12 protein-coding genes and 2 pseudogenes are annotated in these 17,202 nt (G+C 46.6%); 5 read left to right on the forward strand and 9 right to left on the reverse strand.

The window, feature by feature from the left end; genetic code table 11:
- Positions 1-77 precede the first annotated feature (77 nt).
- The 5 genes and pseudogenes from iscB (QT992_RS24100) to QT992_RS24120 all read right to left on the reverse strand — a co-directional run.
- Positions 78-656 (reverse strand): annotated as a pseudogene (gene iscB, locus QT992_RS24100) (RNA-guided endonuclease IscB); the annotation flags it as partial.
- 237 nt (positions 657-893) lie between these two features.
- Positions 894-1,790, reverse strand: coding sequence for a CoA-binding protein (locus tag QT992_RS24105; RefSeq protein ID WP_333343051.1), 897 nt, complete (start codon positions 1,788-1,790; stop codon positions 894-896).
- Between the two features lie 72 nt (positions 1,791-1,862).
- Positions 1,863-3,135, reverse strand: a pseudogene (iscB, locus tag QT992_RS24110) (RNA-guided endonuclease IscB).
- A 285-nt stretch (positions 3,136-3,420) separates the two neighbouring features.
- Positions 3,421-4,650 carry a succinate--CoA ligase subunit beta gene (locus QT992_RS24115; protein WP_333322134.1) on the reverse strand — a complete coding sequence of 410 codons (1,230 nt, stop codon included), beginning with the start codon at positions 4,648-4,650 and terminating at the stop codon, positions 3,421-3,423.
- Positions 4,651-4,987: 337 nt separating this feature from the next.
- On the reverse strand, positions 4,988-6,505 hold the full coding sequence (locus tag QT992_RS24120; protein ID WP_333342760.1) for a glycosyltransferase family 2 protein: 1,518 nt from the start codon (positions 6,503-6,505) through the stop codon (positions 4,988-4,990).
- Between the two features lie 246 nt (positions 6,506-6,751).
- Here QT992_RS24120 and ebsA point away from each other — a divergent pair, with 246 nt between their 5' ends.
- The 5 genes from ebsA (at position 6,752) to QT992_RS24145 (ending at position 11,486) form a co-directional block, all read left to right on the forward strand.
- Positions 6,752-7,126 (forward strand): type IV pilus biogenesis protein EbsA, encoded by a 375-nt coding sequence (ebsA, locus tag QT992_RS24125; RefSeq protein ID WP_333140917.1) that lies wholly within the window; start codon positions 6,752-6,754, stop codon positions 7,124-7,126.
- Positions 7,127-8,530: 1,404 nt separating this feature from the next.
- A complete protein-coding gene (locus QT992_RS24130; protein ID WP_333322136.1) occupies positions 8,531-9,628 on the forward strand; it encodes a phosphotransacetylase family protein in 1,098 nt (365 codons plus the stop codon).
- Between the two features lie 278 nt (positions 9,629-9,906).
- Positions 9,907-10,410: a DNA recombination-mediator protein A gene (locus QT992_RS24135; RefSeq protein WP_333322141.1), complete on the forward strand. Its 504-nt coding sequence runs from the start codon at positions 9,907-9,909 to the stop codon at positions 10,408-10,410.
- A gap of 15 nt (positions 10,411-10,425) precedes the next feature.
- The gene (locus QT992_RS24140; protein WP_333342763.1) at positions 10,426-10,842 is read left to right on the forward strand and encodes an MAPEG family protein; all 417 of its coding nucleotides are present in this window, start codon (positions 10,426-10,428) and stop codon (positions 10,840-10,842) included.
- Positions 10,843-10,994: 152 nt separating this feature from the next.
- Positions 10,995-11,486, forward strand: a complete 492-nt coding sequence (locus QT992_RS24145; RefSeq protein WP_333029954.1) for a YajQ family cyclic di-GMP-binding protein — start codon at positions 10,995-10,997, stop codon at positions 11,484-11,486.
- A 91-nt stretch (positions 11,487-11,577) separates the two neighbouring features.
- On the opposite strand, the gene QT992_RS24150 is transcribed toward QT992_RS24145, so the two are convergent.
- From QT992_RS24150 to QT992_RS24165, 4 genes are all read right to left on the reverse strand, one after another.
- Complete coding sequence (locus tag QT992_RS24150; protein WP_333322138.1) at positions 11,578-13,200, reverse strand: mucoidy inhibitor MuiA family protein; 1,623 nt, start codon at positions 13,198-13,200, stop codon at positions 11,578-11,580.
- Between the two features lie 266 nt (positions 13,201-13,466).
- On the reverse strand, positions 13,467-14,357 hold the full coding sequence (locus tag QT992_RS24155; protein ID WP_333322139.1) for a methylenetetrahydrofolate reductase: 891 nt from the start codon (positions 14,355-14,357) through the stop codon (positions 13,467-13,469).
- 295 nt (positions 14,358-14,652) lie between these two features.
- Positions 14,653-15,663: a tryptophan--tRNA ligase gene (trpS, locus tag QT992_RS24160; RefSeq protein ID WP_333321982.1), complete on the reverse strand. Its 1,011-nt coding sequence runs from the start codon at positions 15,661-15,663 to the stop codon at positions 14,653-14,655.
- A 134-nt stretch (positions 15,664-15,797) separates the two neighbouring features.
- Positions 15,798-17,201: a hypothetical protein gene (locus QT992_RS24165; protein WP_333341305.1), complete on the reverse strand. Its 1,404-nt coding sequence runs from the start codon at positions 17,199-17,201 to the stop codon at positions 15,798-15,800.
- Position 17,202: the final 1 nt, after the last annotated feature.

The raw sequence follows: 17,202 nt of genomic DNA on the forward strand, positions 1-17,202 counted from the left end.
CATACGAAAGGCTGATTCCTTGCTCCGCCTACACTTTAAGCCGCTAGGCTTTCCGTTTTCGCGGAAACGGGTCGCACTTCGAGTAGGTACTCTCTAACCTCGTAACCTTGCAATTCCCCTTGTTGATACTCAACGCCGGAAATCTCTGGATTCTGCATTTTTTGAGTGTCAAAGTTTACCAACTCGAAAGCAATTGATTGGATAGGTGCTAGTTTGCGAAGGCGAGAAACCCACGTCATAGTCGTTAATACTCGGTGTTGTAAGCTCGGAGGCAGCCAACCTTTCGGACGAACACGATTTAAGAATCTCGCTTTTCGATAACGAGTTTTACGATTACGGCGGTTGCGTCGGACAGCCCGACGGGTTTCAAGTCGAGACTTGATAGCTTGACCCCGATGGATAAGTTCAGCACCCCAAATGACCTGGGTTTCCTGAACCAAAGCTATGCCAGTAGTTTTGCTACCAGGATCGATGCGAATTTCGATTGGTCTTGGTAGATCATTGACTGATTTTTTCAGAATGATTGTAAACGGGTACAGTCTAAAAACCTTTGCTTTACCTGCATTTAATAGCTTTCTAGCTATCACTGGCAGACACGGAGTTAGAGGTTTCTTGTCGATGTCAAGTACAAATACTTGATTGGGAGTTTTAGACATGGTTGCGTCTATTCCTAATTAGTAAAGGTTGCCTCGGCATGGTTATTAGGCGGTACTTTCTCCACAGCACTGGCTTTACAAATCCTTGCCTGTTTAACGGTGGAGTTATAGAGCTTGGGGCTGGCACGTACTCCAAGGTATGAACTTTAACGCTTCCTAGTAACAACAGCCTGGACTTACTTAGCTATTTCGGGATTTCTCCAGAAATGTCTAGGATTTCAGTAAGTCCCAAAGCAATCAATTTTTCTTTAGCAATTTTTTGAGCAACTTAGGAATCTCTGAAGGTCGAGCGGCCACAGGTATGTCCGCCTCTTCAAAGGCAGCCATTTTGTTTGGGACCGAAACTCCAAAGGCTTTCTGGGCAGCCGCCCGAGAACTGATCAGGATGCCGGCGTGGCCCAAAGACGGCCCCTTGGGAGCGTAGTGGCCGGCCAGATAAGCAACCACGGGTTTGTCGATCGCCGAGGCGATGTAAGAAGCAGCAGCTTGTTCACTCCACCCGCCAACTTCTCCCACCAAAACTATCGCTTCGGTACTGTCGTCTTCGTCCAAAATTTGCAGCCACTGCATAAAAGAAGAACCGACAATCGCGTCGCAGCCAATACAAACCGCCATCGACTGTCCCAACCCAGCCTCCGTCAGTTCTAGGGCAACTTCGTAAGTCAAAGTGCTGCTGCGGCTGATCACTCCCACGGGGCCGGGAGTGTAAAATTCCTTGGGGTGAGTTCCCAGCAGGAGTTTGTCGGGCACAATAATCCCCGGACTGTTGGGCCCGATTACCAAAGTTTCGGTGGCTTCTGCTTTTCTGACTAAGTGCACCATATCCAGAGGAGGCACTCCCCCAGTAACGATCGCAATTTGCCGAATTCCTCCGGCGATCGATTCTAGAGCCGCATCCAGCACTGAGTAAGCGTCTACCAAAATTACCGCAGTGTCAACGTGACCCACTGCAGCCACTGCTTGTTCTACCAAATCAAAAATCGGAATTCCCTCCACTTCCAGCCCCCCCCGACCGGGACTAACACCGGCGACTACATTCGTGCCGTATGCTTTCATCATCAGGGCGACGCGGGTGGACGCGGGAGATTCTGTAATGCCCTGTACTAGGACTTTGCTTTCAGGAGTTAAATTCATTTTTCTTCCCCCTTGGAGACTCCCGCTGTACCTGTACCCAGGTCAGCGGTGAGAGGAAAAGGGGGGCAAGGTTTATGCTGCATACGAATAACCATCTTTTTTGTGAATAATTGAACAATATTTGTGGCTAATTCCTGACACCAATTCGCTCGGCGGAAATATTGAATGAGCCACTGGTTCTTACGGCAACACGTCCAACGTATGTACCAATTTTTTTGCCAGAGGTTACAATCGCTTTGACAATATCTCCCGTTTGAAAACCTTTAACAAACTTAAACCGGGGAACATAGCGAGATGGAAAGCCGAATTTACCAGTGCGGCACATTTGACGTGTCCCGTGACCAGTTGCTTTGATCGATAGTGGCTTGCTTGTTAAAATCTTCAATGACTCAACCTTTCCGATACAAGCTGCATCTAGCCAATGAGTTTTAGGTAAATTTAATTGAATGCGGTTGAACTTCGTTAAGCCACCACTACCTGTAGAAACAGGCAAGCCAGTTGTACGGAGTCGATTAAATAATGTCCAACGAGTTGAGTTAACGGCTGCTGCGTCTTTTAACGGACGCTTTGCTTGAGATAGAATCCGCTTCAAAATCTCTGGCTTTTTAGACAAGAATTGCTCAACATCTTGAGTACCTTTCTTTTTATTGCAAGCATCGCAAGCAAGGCAAAGATTAGAAATGCGATTAGATCCGCCTTTGGCTTTGGGATGAATGTGCTCGACTTGTAATGGTGTATTTATTTCACCACAGTAAGCGCATTTTCTCTCCCATTTGTTCAACAAATACTCGCGGATCTCATAGCCATGCAAAACGCCTTGTTGGTACTCGATTCCAGAAATCTCTGGGTTTTCTAATTGCTGTAAGTCAAATCGCACAAGCTCTTGAGCAATAGAAGCAATGGGGGCGAGTTTCATCAATCTAGTTGCCCATGTAAGGGTTGTTTCGACACGATGTTGCAAACTTGGTGCTAACCAACCTTTAGGGCGAGTCCTGTTTGAGAATCTAGCCCGACGATAGCGGGTATGGCGATTTCTCCTGACTCTACGCAATGAACGGCGAGATTCAAGGCTGGCTTTAATAGCTTGTCCTCGGTGTGTTAGCTCTGCACCAAAGATTACGTTTTCTCCTTGTATTAACGCAATTCCAGTAGTTCGAGAGCCAGGATCTATTTTGAGAGTAATTGGTTTTTGCGGTACTGTTACCTCTACTTTCAAAATTAGCGTAAATGGATACCTTTTGAAGACAGCAGCTTTGCCAATAGTTAGCAATTTACGTGCCAATCCTGGGCGGATTGGATTGAGCGGTCGTTTTTTGGTATCAAGTACAAAAACCAAATTAGACATTTAAGTCCTCCCTTACGGGGTAATGTTTGCTTCGTCAATGTTTAAGGTCGGTAACTATCTTAAAAGCACTGGCTTAACCCTTACACCTGTTTAACTTTTAAGTTCTAGAGCGGAAGACTAGCACGCATCCTCCGGTAGGTACTTCAACACTTACCTTAAACGTAGTGGGCGAACCACTTAGACTGGTCAACTAGGCAATTTCTGTGCCCGCGCTGTCTCGGTACTCCGAGCAGCGCCGGGTGATTGACCTGTACAGAAATCTAATTTTTTGCCGATCGACTGCCGCTACTTGACGGAGGATACAGAAGCGGCCGCGGCCTCATCCAAAGTGCTAGCTAGCTGCACCGGCAACTGTCCCAAACGCTTTTTAACAGCATCAGCATCGATCTCTACCAGCCGCAGCACAACTTGGATGTGGCGGTTAGCGCGAGCTTTCCGTTCCAAATAGCCGGCTACTGCAGCGATTATTTCCTCGGTCTTGGAGGCGCTGCCCAAAATATTTACAAGTATCACCTTAACGCTTTTATCCTGAGCGACTAACTCCAGACCCAACTCCGCGCGATCGCGCAGGGCATTTGCTGCATAGTAGCGGTCTAGGGAACCAATATTCACAAAATTAGCTGGTTTTCCTCCTTGGTGGGTTACAGCATCTAGAGTTGCCATTGTCAGGCCCACTCCGTTGCACAAAATCGCGATATTCCCGTCTAGTTCGATTAATTGCAGGGATTCGGAATTCGAGATTGGGGATTTAGATTTGGGGTCAAACTCCGGCGACTGCTGAACCTTGGACTGGGAATGGGAGCGATCGCCCCCAGCATGGGGACTTCTTCTTTCCCGTGCCAACCCGCCCAAGAGCTTCTTTCCCGATAGTGCGGCCAAATCTGGATGTCGCCCCAAGGCATCGTCGTTGGCGGTGACTTTACCGTCTAAAGCCATTACCTCTCCCGTCGGACTGATGCCTAGAGGATTGATTTCTACTAGGTCTAAATCTTTTTCGACAAACAGCCGGTACATTTTTTCGACAATGGTGCTCACCGATTGAATCAAGTCTCCCTGCAATCCCATTTTCAGCGCGAGACGCCTCGCGTAGAAGGGGGAAAATTCTTGATCTACGGCCACTTGCTGCATTTGCTCGATCGACCCTTCGACATCCATACCTCCTTGGCTCGAACCCAGAAGCACCGGGCGGCGTGCTACGGGGTCTAGGAGTACCGCTAAGTACAATTCTTGGTCGGCGTTGTACTTTGCTTCTGCCAGCAGGACTTGGGGATATTCATCCTCGATCGGCAAATTAAAAATTGTTTGGGCTGCTGCTACTGCATCGATCGTATTTTCTACAAACTTGATACCGCCGGCCCTGCCCCGTCCCCCAGCCCGCACTTGCGATTTGAGTACAACGGGGTAAGGAATTTTCAGTCCTTTGAGGTCAGCGGGATTGTCAATCCGCTGCGACGGCAAAATCGGAATTGCCATCTGGCGAAATAAAGATTTAGCTTGGTACTCTAACAAATCCATTATCAATTACGGGTGACGGGTAGTTGGCAACAAGCAATTCGTCCTAATTGGCAATTCATAATTAATAGATAGTAATTGGTTTTTTGTCAAGTTAAAAGTTAAAAATTCTCGCTTTTATCTTTTAATTTTAGACTTTTGTATGGCCGATTACTTATTCGCTATTACCGCTCGCCGATTACCTATTACCTAAGCTGTTTCAAAGTGTTTTTTTCTCGGACTTGCCCAATTTTAATCTTAGGCTCTGGCGGGGAGATATTTGGCGAGCGTTGGTGTTTTTTTGTCTCGGAAAATCTTCGGACGTTCGGCCATACTGTGCCGAGATATTTCTGCGAATTGTTTACTTGATGCTATTAACAGCACCTTGATGGACGGTTTTGACCCATTTGAGCCGCTTGGGCCGTACCGCAATCCGAGCCGTCACAGTCCCTACCAGCAGCCAGTGGAACATATACACAGTACCCCGCAGCGTTTGCAGCAAGGTGAGAAAAACTCGCCTTACGTCAAATTTGGTCTCTTTGCGAGTGCGGCGCAAACCGACAAACATTCCCACCACCGACAATGTAAGGGTCATAAAAGTTATGGGACTGGCGATCGGCATCCGGCGCAGCGCAATTGACATCACAAAGTCGGGTAGCGCTACTGTGGGTAAGAAATATTGAGATACCCAAAATCCAAATAAATCCCAAGTTTTCCCAGTTCCCATGCGGTTCCGCAAAATTAGCCGCCAGTAGTCAAGATAACGCTGATAGCCACCTTCTGCCCAGCGATTGCGCTGGTGCCACAGGGCGCGAGCGTTAGTGACTCCTTCTTCTGACACGGCTGGGAAAGGGAGAAATTCAATGTCCCATCGGTTTAGGTGCAGCCTCACCGTCAAATCCAGGTCGTCGGTAATCGTCTCCTCGTTCCAGCCTCCGCAGCTTTCCAAGGCGGTGCGGCGCATGAATTGGCCGTTACCGCGCAATTCTCCAATGCCGCCGATCGCAATCCGCTGCTGCTGGAAAAAACTGTCGAGAGCCATTTCTGCTTCTTGGCCGCGAGTCCACAAATTTACCGAAGCATTGGCGATGGCTTTTCTGACTTGCACAGCGCCTACCTTTTCTCCATCGAACACTGGCAGCACCCGGCGCAGCAAATCCGGCGTTACCGTCGCGTCGGCGTCAAATATTCCGACAAATTCCCCGCGAGTCAGCGGTAACACTTGATTCAGTGCTCCCGACTTGCCGCCGCTGGCATTTGCTCCTCTGCGAAATACTTTGAGCTGGGGGTACTTTTTGGTTAGCTGTTCCAATACTAGCGGCGTGGCGTCGCTGCTGTGATCGTCGATCGCCCAAACTTCGTAGCGGTCGATCGGATAATCTACATTGCATATGGATTCTACGAATCTGGCAATCACCGCTTCCTCATTTTTCGCTGCCACCAGCAGCGACACATAAGGCCAATCCTCTCGACTTTCATCGGCAAGAGGTGGCAGTGCGGGCTTGGGCGAAGCGAACAAAACTCGAAATGCTTGCATCCACAGCAGTCCCGTCAACCCCCACACTACCCACGCACCCCAAGAAATCAAGTGCAGGGCGATCGTGCCGGCCCAAATCGCAGTCAGCACTGCGGCGGCTTTTCCGCGCCGTCCCCGGTACAGATTTTGAGGAAAAGAGGGAGTTCCCGGCACAGACACCGCAACTGGGCTCTCTGCTTTTGTTTCCGCGTCAAACACCCTGTCGCCAATGTCTGGTATAGCAAATACTTTGCTGAGCTTCGAGTGCGAGGTCAAACTCTTGAGCTCTTCTTGAGCTAAATCAGAGATGTCCAAGTTAAGCTCGCTGCGAGCGTCGTTTTCTGGCCAAGAACTCTCCTGCATAGGTTACTTGATTCAACCACCAATAGTTTTTGATTTTAGATATAAGCATCTACTGTATCAGTTTCTGGGCTTTTGTCGAAAGCGGACGGGAGGACAACCCGCGGGTTCGGTGCTTGTACGGCCCTGGTAAACGGGTACTGGATAGAGTATTTGGGTTGACTTTTGCTTGCGATCGACCAGGAATATCTGCTAGTTTTTTCAGGGGATCTAAACTATCTGTTAGTAATAATTGTCTGAGGTGGAAATATGTCTATTCCTCAACTCAAGCCAGCCGATGACAAAGAAGTGAAAGTCTACGCGCCTTTCTGTCAAGAGCCCAGGCGCAAGTTTTTACCGCACGCTATTGCCCTCTACAAGCTCAAAAGCTTGGAGGGAGCAAGAAAAATTGACGGCGGGGACAGCGTGCCGTTTGTCGCTAGTTGGAATATCTCGTCGCTGCCGATCGACTTAACCCGCTGTCGGGTGTTGTTTGACGGTAATGCTGAACTCAGCTACGAAGTGACTATGCAAAGCTCTGAGTTTGTTAGTTGCTTAATTGAGGTTCTCCTGACTTTTCAGCGAACTCGTACCGTCGATTTTTCTAAAACGTTTTACCGCAAGCTGATGCGAATGGATGAATAACTTTCACCGCAACCGCACTCCCGAAAGTCGGCAATTGACAATCAAGCAATTTAATCCGGGGCCCCCGGATTGATTCGCGGATCGAGAAAAAAGCTCCTCGCTCCCGATCGCCAGCCCCCGGATTTATCAGTGGGGTTGCTTTCTTCAATCTAAAATCTAAAATCTAAAATCTAAAATCGATTGACGGGCGCTATAACTGGCGCACCAATAGTGTAAAGCCACGACGGCAACATTACATGATTGGTGCGCCAGTCCTATTTGAGAAGCGGAAAGAGTAAGCGAGTTCTTGGATCATTCTCAATAATCTTTTTGGGGGTCAGCACTTATCCCCATTTCTAAAGTAAATCTACAGCAGTTTTCTGTTGAGCGTGATACGGATTTCTCGTAGGGATTCAGACAAAGCCTTAGTCCCTACCTGTATTTCATCCAATTGAAAACTGCTGTATTTGTTGTGGGACAAGCGCAAAAGCCTGTTTCGGATATTAGACCTCTTGCAAAAATAACTAGGACGGGCTCTCCGGCCCGTCCCACAAGAGTTATTTTTTCTTGTGGGATGGGCCGAAGAGCCCGTCCAATAAATTTATGAAAAGGACTTTTGCAAGAGGTCTATTGGTACTGGGCGAGTACGCGCGAGCGAAGCTATCGCCGTGAGGCGAATCGCGCCGTCCGATTTCGTTCAACTTTTGCGACTAGGTAGCTGAGAGGAAAGCGCTGTAGATCCGCCCAAGGAAAATCAATCTACAGCCCTTGAACTGCGATCTCGCTAGCATCGCAATCAGCCTTTGGGCTGCCGAAATTCCAGCCCACGCCGCCCGACAATTTATGTATTGAGAAGCTAGAAGCCCCATTCTAAGCAGCTTATTGCTCGCAGTGCCACCGCTCAGTTTTAACGCGGGCGTGCTCACTAATAATTAATAACTAATCCTACAACATATCCCTTTCAAATTATATGCACAATTGCTTAGGCAAGCAGCGTGTTCTCTTCCTATACAATCCTCTATTTAGCCACTAAAAAAACTATCTTCAACCCTCTAAGTAGGCTTTTAATGTAAAATTAACCAGTTTTACCGTGTTATTTTTACTCGATAAAATTCGAGGTTGATATCTCAGCGACGCAAGCCGAATGCCTAAAAATATTACAATTAAAATCGGCTTTCAAAGAAATTATGGGCGATAAATACTTATCAAAACCTGCTGGCAAAACAAACAATTGAAAAAGTGGTTTCCCAAAATCAAGTAAAAAGAATGGGAAGAAAAGGGTTGCGAACAGGTGAATAAAATTTTTTAGCAAAAAAATAAATTGCCCAAAAGTGACAAAATCGAGTATAATAGTATTGCCTAATTGAGTCGCAGTTCAGAAATACTGTAGAAAAAACTAAATTTATTGAAATAGACAGGTGCAAATTGAGGATTGAAGGCGTACCCAAATTGACTAAATATTTGCTGATCGGTTCCACAAAAGCTTACAGTGGCAAGTCGGCCATCGCCCTGGGGATGGCACTCGGACTCCGGGCAAAAGGACTGGCCGTCGCCTACGGCAAACCTCTGGGAACCTGTTTCAGCTCGCCCGGAGCTGGGATCGAGGACGAAGACGTGCGGTTCGCGGTAGAGACGCTGAATCTCTCAGAAAGTCAGATGCCGTCAACACTGCTGTATTTGGATGAAGAGACCGTTCACAAGCGTTTGCGGGGAGAAGACAAGACAGATTACCGCCAGTCTTTAGCGCAATATTTGCAAGCTCCCAGCGGAGACTTGGCGCTGTTAGAAGGCCCAGCTAATTTGGAGGAAGGCAGTCTGTTTGACTTGTCTTTGGCTCAAATCGCTGAGACAGTTGATGCCTCTGTGCTGTTGGTAGCTCGCCCGATCGATCTGTATGTAGACGATTTGCTGTCGGCTAAACAGCGTTTGGGTTCGCGGTTGCTGGGCGTGGTACTCAACGACGTTCCCTCGGACAAACTCGAATCCGTAACGGCGACTGTGCGGCCTTTTCTGGAGGCTGCGGGTATTCCAGTTTTGGGAATGCTGCCGAGAAGTGCTTTGCTGCGAAGTGTCAGCGTCAAAGAATTGGTGCACCAATTGAAAGCTGATGTGCTCTGCCGTAAAGACCGTTTGGACTTGATGGTGGAAACCTTGACAATTGGCGCGATGAATGTTAGTTCGGCTATGAAGTATTTCCGCAAAGCGAGAAATATGGCGGTGGTGACGGGGGGCGATCGCACGGACATTCAGCTAGCGGCTCTGGAAAGCTCGACTCAGTGCTTGATTTTGACAGGTCACTTGCCTCCTTCTCCCTTGGTGATTGGCAGGGCAGAAGAAATGGAAATTCCGGTTTTGTCTGTTGATTTGGATACCTTAACCACGGTGGAAATTATCGACAGCACCTTTGGCAGCGTGCGCCTGCACGAACCGATCAAGGTGGAATGCGTTACTCAGCTAATGGCAGAACATTTTGACCTTGAGGGCATGATGGCATCCTTGGGGCTGAGCGATCGAGTCCATTAAGAAGAGAGCCGGAGCTGAGGGAAGAAGGTATTCGGCAGAGAGAATTTTTTGTTTAAATAAATAAAAAGCTAAAATTCTTAAATTCTCAATTTTTCTTGAATTCTACCTTGAGCTCCGGCTGGCCAATGTCGGAAGACATTCTGCCTTCAGGCGAACTCAAATCTCCCCATCCTCTAGTCTGATCCGGTAAATCAGCAATTCTTAACTTCTTTTTGGCGGCAATGGCTAGTGAGTCTGCTAAAATCCACAACGTAGTTTTATTTAATTTAATAAATTCTTTGAGTCAATCAATTGAGCTACCCAGAGTAGATGATTTTTTACAAGAACTTGCGGCGATCCAGCAAACCAGCTCCAAGCGGATTGCTCTTTTGGGTTCTCGCCACGTTCCTATTACCCACCAGCAGCTAATTGAGATGCTGAGCTACGCCATAGTTCTGGGAGGCAATCAGCTCATCACTTCTGGCGCTACAGGCACCAATTCAGCCGCAATTCGGGGGGCAATGCGAGCAGATCCTAATCTGCTGACGGTGATTTTGCCACAAAGCATGAGTCGCCAGCCTCGCGAGTCTCGCGAGCAACTCGAACAAGTGATACATTTGGTAGAAAATCCCAAAAATGATAGCTTGTCTCTCCCGGAAGCAAGCGCCATGTGCAATCAGGAGATTATTTCTCGCTGCCAGCAACTGATATGTTTTGCTTTTCACGAAAGCCACACTTTGCTGAAAACTTGCCAGGATGCGGAGGAACAGCGCAAGGTGGTTACTCTGTTCTATTTTGATTGAACTGCGAGGCGGATGATGCTGTTGGGATTACCTGTGTCGGTTATTCTGCTTGATTGTATTGCTGCTGCTGCTGCGCTGGTGTACGCACCGTTTTTGGTGGTTGCGTTCGCCCGCTTGCAGCTAGGCTACGACCAAGCTGCCCCCCGCGCTATGTTTGAGAGGTTGCCTGCTTACGCTCAGCGGGCAACTTGGGCTCACCAAAATTCGTTTGAGACGTTTATGCTGTTTTCAGCGGCGGCTTTGATGGCTTTTGTGACGGGGGTAGATTCGGAATCGGCGGGTTGGGCTGCGATCGCTTTTACGATCGCCCGGTTGTTGTTTTCGGTTTTCTATATTCTCAATGTGCCACTGGGGCGATCGCTCATGTTTGCGATTAGTTCTTCTTGCACTGTTTCTTTATTCTATTTCAGTTTAATGGCTGTTAACGGCTAATTTTCAGTAGTCATTGGTTATTGGTTATTGGTTATTGGTTATTGGTTATTGGTTATTGGTTAGTTGTTAATGCCCAATGCCCTGTTTTGCCAATGCCCAATGCCCAATGCCCAATGCCCAATGCCCAATGCCCCCTTACCAATTACTAATTTATGGCTGCTAGTTATTCCTTTGATATTGTCAGCGATTTCGATCGGCAAGAATTAGTCAATGCTGTTGACCAAACAACGCGAGAAATTCAAAGCCGCTACGATTTGAAAGATACCAAAACTACCGTAGAATTGGGCGCAGAATCCATTACTGTCAATACGGACAGCGAATTTACTCTCGACGCGATTCACACTGTTTTGCAAACTAAAGCCGCCAAGCGCAATTTGTCTCTGAAAATTTTTGATTATGGGAAAATTGAAGCTGCTAGTGGTACTAGAGTACGCCAAGAAATCAAACTGAAAAAAGGGATTGACCAGGAAATTGCCAAGAAAATCACTAAATTAATTCGAGATGAGTTTAAAAAGATTCAAGGCTCGATTCAAGGTGATGCAGTGCGCGTTTCGGCTAAGGATAAGGATGATTTGCAGTTGGTAATTCAACGGTTGAAGCAAGAAGATTATCCGATGGCTTTGCAGTTTACCAATTACAGGTAAATTTGATAGTTTTTCGGGACTTCACTCCTCATCCGTGGTGACGAATCAGGACTTTAGTCCTGACTACAAACAAGTTTTTATCGACTTAATATTAAATATCTAAACCCGTGACTGTTAAGTCGGGAGGATGTTCGACAACAAACTGGTAATATAACTCTTGCTTTGCTTGCGGTGGCAGAGACATTATCCATTCTAGCAGTCCCATTTCACCTGCTACTATCTTCGGATTAGTGAGAGTCGATCGCACTTTAATTTGTTCATTGCGGCTGACTGGCAATTGCTCTTTCAGTGTCAAGTGTACCTGCACCTGATGCAAGTTTGTCACATTTAAGCGATAAGCGTAACTCATGCGCCGCTGCTGGCCGATCAGTTTTTTATCTACTTGTCTTTCCACTAATTCCCGCTCTATTTTTAACCGTTCATCTATTCCTAAATTAACTTTATATTCTTGCCCGGGGGAAACATTTTCTAACTGCACAGTACCGACAAAAGTGTTGTCGCGAAAGATATTTGCTTTACCGGGAAGCAGAGTTGCGCCTGTCAGCGGATTCACAACAACTGCTTGCAAATAGGCAAAACTGACTAATCGCGGAACTGCAATATATTCAGGTTTAAAGGGATAATTTTCGCCGAAAATAGTAACTTTGTGCGGTGTACCGTCGCTGGGAATCTTGGTACTTCCGCCTACTTGAAATGAGACTGTACCGCCTTCTCTGGATACTTGGGCTGTGGCTATTTGAGCTGCTATGGGCGCTCGTGTTATGGAGCGTGAACCGCCGCCTGTAAAACCTTCAGATAATACTTCTTCTAGGTCTAAAAAATCATCCTCTGATACACCCCTACCAAAAAATTGCTCTGGCTCGGTTTTATCGATATACCAAGGTTCTAGTTTTGGTGGGAGAGTTCCCATTCCGGGTTTTGCTGTAGATAAAGTCAGCGCTACTCCCGTCCAATCTTCGCCTGTATTTTGATTGACTTCGGCTAGGTAATTGAGATTAATTTGGTTGTTGATAGTGTTTACTCGCAAGTCGTAAAGGGGAGTCCAACGGGCTCGCGTGACTACATAGGAAACTTCTAGTTCAAAATTGCCGCTGCCACTGGGTTCAATGGCAACAATGATGTTAAAACTTTGCTGCGAATGGGGAGTTTGTACTTGCCCCACCTGCTGCTGCAAAGCTTTTATTTGCTTGTCTATTTCGCGCTGCTGTTTTTCGTGTTGGGCGATCGCACTTACATATTTTAGGTAATTAGTTCCTAAAAAATTGAGCAATTCGCCAGTTTCGTTTAAACCTACCTGCTGTTTGGCGATGCTGCTGGAAAAGAAACCGACGCTTTTTTCGCTCAAACCTTCCACAAATTGGAGCTGAATTTTTCGGGCGGTTATTTTGTCGTTAATTCCCCGTCTTTGGGTTTGTAACTCCTTAATTTGTTGGGTTAATTCGGCAGTGCGATCGCCCAATGGTTCGCTGCTAAACACTCTGTGGCAGCGCACTCCCAGCAATCGCACAGCAACTGTACCCGCACCCGTAGCCCTGACTGACTCTGGTTCCAGGGTTGCGGGGAGAGAGGCGATCGCCAATTCTCGCTCGTTTCCCGTCAAAGCGACTGTGCCACGGCGCGTCACCAAAGCGCGATCGGTGTAAACTGTAACTTCTGATATGCGAGTATCTAGTGTTTTGATGGTATCAGAATTAAGTATTTCTGAGTCAGTCATTGCCAGTGGCTCCTATTTAATAACCGTTTAGTCGATCGAGCATTTTTCAAAGTAGTTTATTAATCAAACTCAGAAGTTATTGGATTATCTACAGCGGGGGATGGCGGGTTTACGAGATCATTAGTTTTATACATTGATGGTTGGTCAAACCCGCCCCGACAGTTTGATGTTCAAAATGGTAGCGCGGGAGTGGGCGGGTTTAGGAGTTTACGAAATCGTTACTTTTAGGCATTGATAGTTGGTAAAACCCGCCCCAACGGTTAATTTTAGCTCAGTGGATCGATTCCTGCCAAATCCAAAATTTGAGGAATTAAATCTTCTCGTTTGACGGCCATCATGTGAACTCCTTGACAAATCTGCCGCGCTAGCTTGACTTGTTCGGCAGCAATTTTTATGCCTTCCTGCAAGGGTTCTGGAGCTTTTGCCAAACGGTCGATCGTCTCTTGTGGGATGTGAACTCCCGGCACGTATTTTTTAATAAATTCAGCATTTTTAGCTGATTTAAACAAAAATATTCCTGCTAAAACTGGCTTGTTGCAGCCCGCAGCCACGTGGTGCATAAACTTATCCAAAACTTCAAAATCTGTAATTAATTGACTCTGAAAAAACTGTGCTCCAGCCTCTACTTTTTTCTCAAATCTACTTTGCAAACCCGACCAACTGGGGCATTGCGGATCGACGGCAGCACCGACAAATAAATCGGTAAATCCGTCTGTTAAAGGTTTGTCATTCCAGTCTTTGCCGCCATTCATTTTCTGAATGACTTGTAACAGTCGTACTGATTCCAAGTCGAATACACTTTTTGCTTTCGGATGGTCGCCCGCTTTGACGGGATCGCCTGTAAGTGCTAATACATTGCGAATGCCTAAAGCGTGAGCTCCCATGAGATCCGCTTGCAGGCCAATTTGATTGCGATCGCGACAAGCAACTTGACAAATTGGCTCAATTCCGTGCTGCACTAAAATCGCCGAAACTGCTAGGGGGCACATTCGCAAAACTGCGCGACTCCCGTCTGTGACATTAATTGCGTGAACTCTGTTTTTGAGGCGTTCAGCCATGTGAATTGTGTGAGTCATGTCGCCGCCTTTTGGTGGGGCAACTTCGGCGGTAATTATAAATTCTCCGGGGGTGGTGCAGGCTGTGCGAAAACGGTTCATGATTATTTGTCTGTTATTGGTTATGTGTTATTTGACAGTTGACAGTTGTTAGTTGACAGTTGACAGTTGGCAGTTGACAGTTGACAGTTGACAGTTGGCAGTTGTTAGTGGGCAGTTGGTAGTTGTCATGGGAGCATCTCAGTTTTGTAAAAAGCATTTTTTTTATTGTAGTGCGAGCGTCCCCGCTCGCGTATTGTACAATACGCGAGCGGGGACGCTCGCACTGTAAATGCAAAACTGAGATGCTCCCGTTGTCATCCTTAACCAGTAACCAATAACAACTAACAACTAACAACTAAACAGGTAAAGAATAACCGAAAGCGGTCTTAACCTTAGTTAGAGTTTGATTAGCAATAGCTTCTGCTTGTTCTCTTCCGCGACGTAGTACAGACTCTAAATATCCCCGATCGTCCATTATTTCCTTGTATTTATCCTGAATAGGTTTGAGGGCATTAATTGTCGTCTCTGTCAGCAAGGGTTTAAAATCTCCCCAACCCATGTTTTCACACTCTGTTGCTACTTCTTCCTTAGATTTGCCGGAAAGCAGGAGATAAAGTGTCAGCAAATTTCTAGCTTCGGGGCGATCGGGGTCGTCAAACGTCAAACCCCGCACGGCATCGGTTTTGCAGCGCTTGATTTTTTTTGCGATCGTATCTGGCGAATCCAATAAATTAATTCGACTTTGTTCGGAAGGGTCAGATTTCGACATTTTGCGCGTGCCATCTGTCAAACTCATCACCCTCGCACCGTCAGTCCGAATTAAGGGTTCGGGAAGTTTCAATACTGGCTTTTCGGGTGTGCCGAATTGGTGATTTAATCTGATGACAATATCGCGGGTGAGTTCCAAATGCTGTTTTTGGTCTTCTCCCACTGGCACTTTGTCGGCATCGTAAAGCAAAATGTCTGCTGCCATTAACACCGGATAATTTAGCAAACCGGCGTTGACATTTTCACCTTGTTTAACTGCTTTTTCTTTAAACTGAATCATATCTTCGAGCCAGTTAATCGGCGTAATACAGTTGAGCAGCCATGCTAGTTCTGTGTGCGCCGAGACGTGGGATTGCACGAAAATAGTAGAATATTCTAAATCGATGCCGCAAGCTAAATACAGTGCGGCGATCGTGTAAGTGTCGGAGGCTAGAGTTGCGGGATTGTGCGGTGCGGTAATTGCGTGCAAATCGACTACGCAGAAGTAATTTTCGTACTGACTTTGATTTTCTACCCAGTTGCGAATGGCACCGAGATAATTGCCTAGGTGAAGATTGCCGGTTGGCTGAACTCCCGAAAGAACGCGCTTTTTGCCCATGAGGAAAGAATAGAATTGAACTCACATTTCTATATTGACACGTTATTTTGATTTCAGATCCCCTTCGTTAAATTCGATCGACCGGCAACGATCTAAATCCCAGCCTTAAAAAGCTCGCTGTCAAGTGTCAACTGTCAACTGTTTTTCGGTTTAGTGCGCCACCAAGTGATGCCGGCTGCGAAAAGAGTGATCGCAAAACTCAAGGCAAATGAAAATAGAAAGGGATGCCATTGCATTAAAATTGGGATTTGATGGTGTTGCACTGTCTGGAATACTTTGTCTGTGCCGCTGGAGGCTGCGATGCCGCCGGCTGCTAAACCGACGCCGATCGCCTGTACTGTGCTTTCTAGGCGATCGTCCCGATTTTTCTCTGCTATCTCGCTGTTGCGGAGTGCGATTTGGTTGGTGCGATCGCTCCTAGCTTGTTCTATTTCTACTATGCCGCGAATTGAGGCGATCGCCTGTTCGATTAAGTTTGTGCCGTGGCGGAAATATCCTAAGTCTCCGGCAATTTGCGATCGCATATAAGGAGCCGTTTTTCTACCGAAGTTATTTAATATTGATAGTTCTTCCTTATCGGTTCCTAGTATATCACAAATTTTCGACAAAATGTCAGTGTAATTGTTAAGATTTAGGGCAATTGTATTGTCATAATCTTCGAGTTTCCGCAGCAGGCGAGTATAAGTTACAGCTTTGCTGAAGAGTTGCTTTAACTGTTCCTGAAATTCCTGCAATTGCGCGGAAGTTAATACAGTCCCTCTGGAAAATTGCTGCTGCAATATCTCCATATTTTTCTCAATAATGCGGTATTCGCGATCGAGTTCGCGGTAAATCTGGCGGCTGTCTTGAAAAGCTTTGATAATTTTGTTGCGGTGAAATAGTAGGTCGAGTATTTCTTCCTGGCAAGTGTTAAAATCCTTGTCAGTTTGTTTGTCAGCCAGCAGCCAGACAAGCAGGTGGCGGTAATTCGCAATATCGCTAATTAAACCGTACTCAAAAATCGGACTACCAAATAATTTACCTGAACGATAAAATACAGGTGGCGAGTCGCCTTGGAATAAAGCATCGCGACATTTATCGGCGAGGGGTTTGAGGGAATCTAAATTATCCGGTGAGTTGTCGGGAAGCCATGCGGTAATTAGGAGAGTTTGACCTAAAAAGTTATCATCGCCACTGATGAGTAAGGCTCGATTTGGGTTGAATTGCTTGATTAGATCGACATCTATATTATCAGCAGTGCCGTCTTCCGGGCAACCTATATTTAAGCATAAAGCATAGCTGTCTTGAATTTGTAGCGGTTGGGCAAAACCTTCAACGGGCGGATTGCTGTTAAATGGTAGTGCGACATTTGGCAGCAAATCTTCGCGGTAGCTGTGGGAATTTTGCGGGAAAACTAGGTTGGATGTTAGCTGTTTATCGGTGAAGTTGGCGAGGATATTGTCGCAGTGATGCCACAGAGGATTATTGCTGCCCGGACTGTCATTTTGCAGTTGGAAAGCATATAAATAAACATTGGGGGCAGAAATTCTATCGGTCATG

It is taken from the genome of Microcoleus sp. T3_D1 (assembly GCF_036700405.1).
Lineage (GTDB): Bacteria > Cyanobacteriota > Cyanobacteriia > Cyanobacteriales > Microcoleaceae > Microcoleus.

What these genes read in the sequence shown, in the direction of transcription:
- QT992_RS24105 (WP_333343051.1), bottom strand. Translation starts at nt 1,790, where the DNA reads ATGAATTTAACTCCTGAAAGCAAAGTCCTAGTACAGGGCATTACAGAA.
- QT992_RS24115 (WP_333322134.1), bottom strand. Translation starts at nt 4,650, where the DNA reads ATGGATTTGTTAGAGTACCAAGCTAAATCTTTATTTCGCCAGATGGCA.
- QT992_RS24120 (WP_333342760.1), bottom strand. Translation starts at nt 6,505, where the DNA reads ATGCAGGAGAGTTCTTGGCCAGAAAACGACGCTCGCAGCGAGCTTAAC.
- ebsA (WP_333140917.1), top strand. Translation starts at nt 6,752, where the DNA reads ATGTCTATTCCTCAACTCAAGCCAGCCGATGACAAAGAAGTGAAAGTC.
- QT992_RS24140 (WP_333342763.1), top strand. Translation starts at nt 10,426, where the DNA reads ATGCTGTTGGGATTACCTGTGTCGGTTATTCTGCTTGATTGTATTGCT.
- QT992_RS24145 (WP_333029954.1), top strand. Translation starts at nt 10,995, where the DNA reads ATGGCTGCTAGTTATTCCTTTGATATTGTCAGCGATTTCGATCGGCAA.
- QT992_RS24150 (WP_333322138.1), bottom strand. Translation starts at nt 13,200, where the DNA reads ATGACTGACTCAGAAATACTTAATTCTGATACCATCAAAACACTAGAT.
- QT992_RS24155 (WP_333322139.1), bottom strand. Translation starts at nt 14,357, where the DNA reads ATGAACCGTTTTCGCACAGCCTGCACCACCCCCGGAGAATTTATAATT.
- trpS (WP_333321982.1), bottom strand. Translation starts at nt 15,663, where the DNA reads ATGGGCAAAAAGCGCGTTCTTTCGGGAGTTCAGCCAACCGGCAATCTT.
- QT992_RS24165 (WP_333341305.1), bottom strand. Translation starts at nt 17,201, where the DNA reads ATGACCGATAGAATTTCTGCCCCCAATGTTTATTTATATGCTTTCCAA.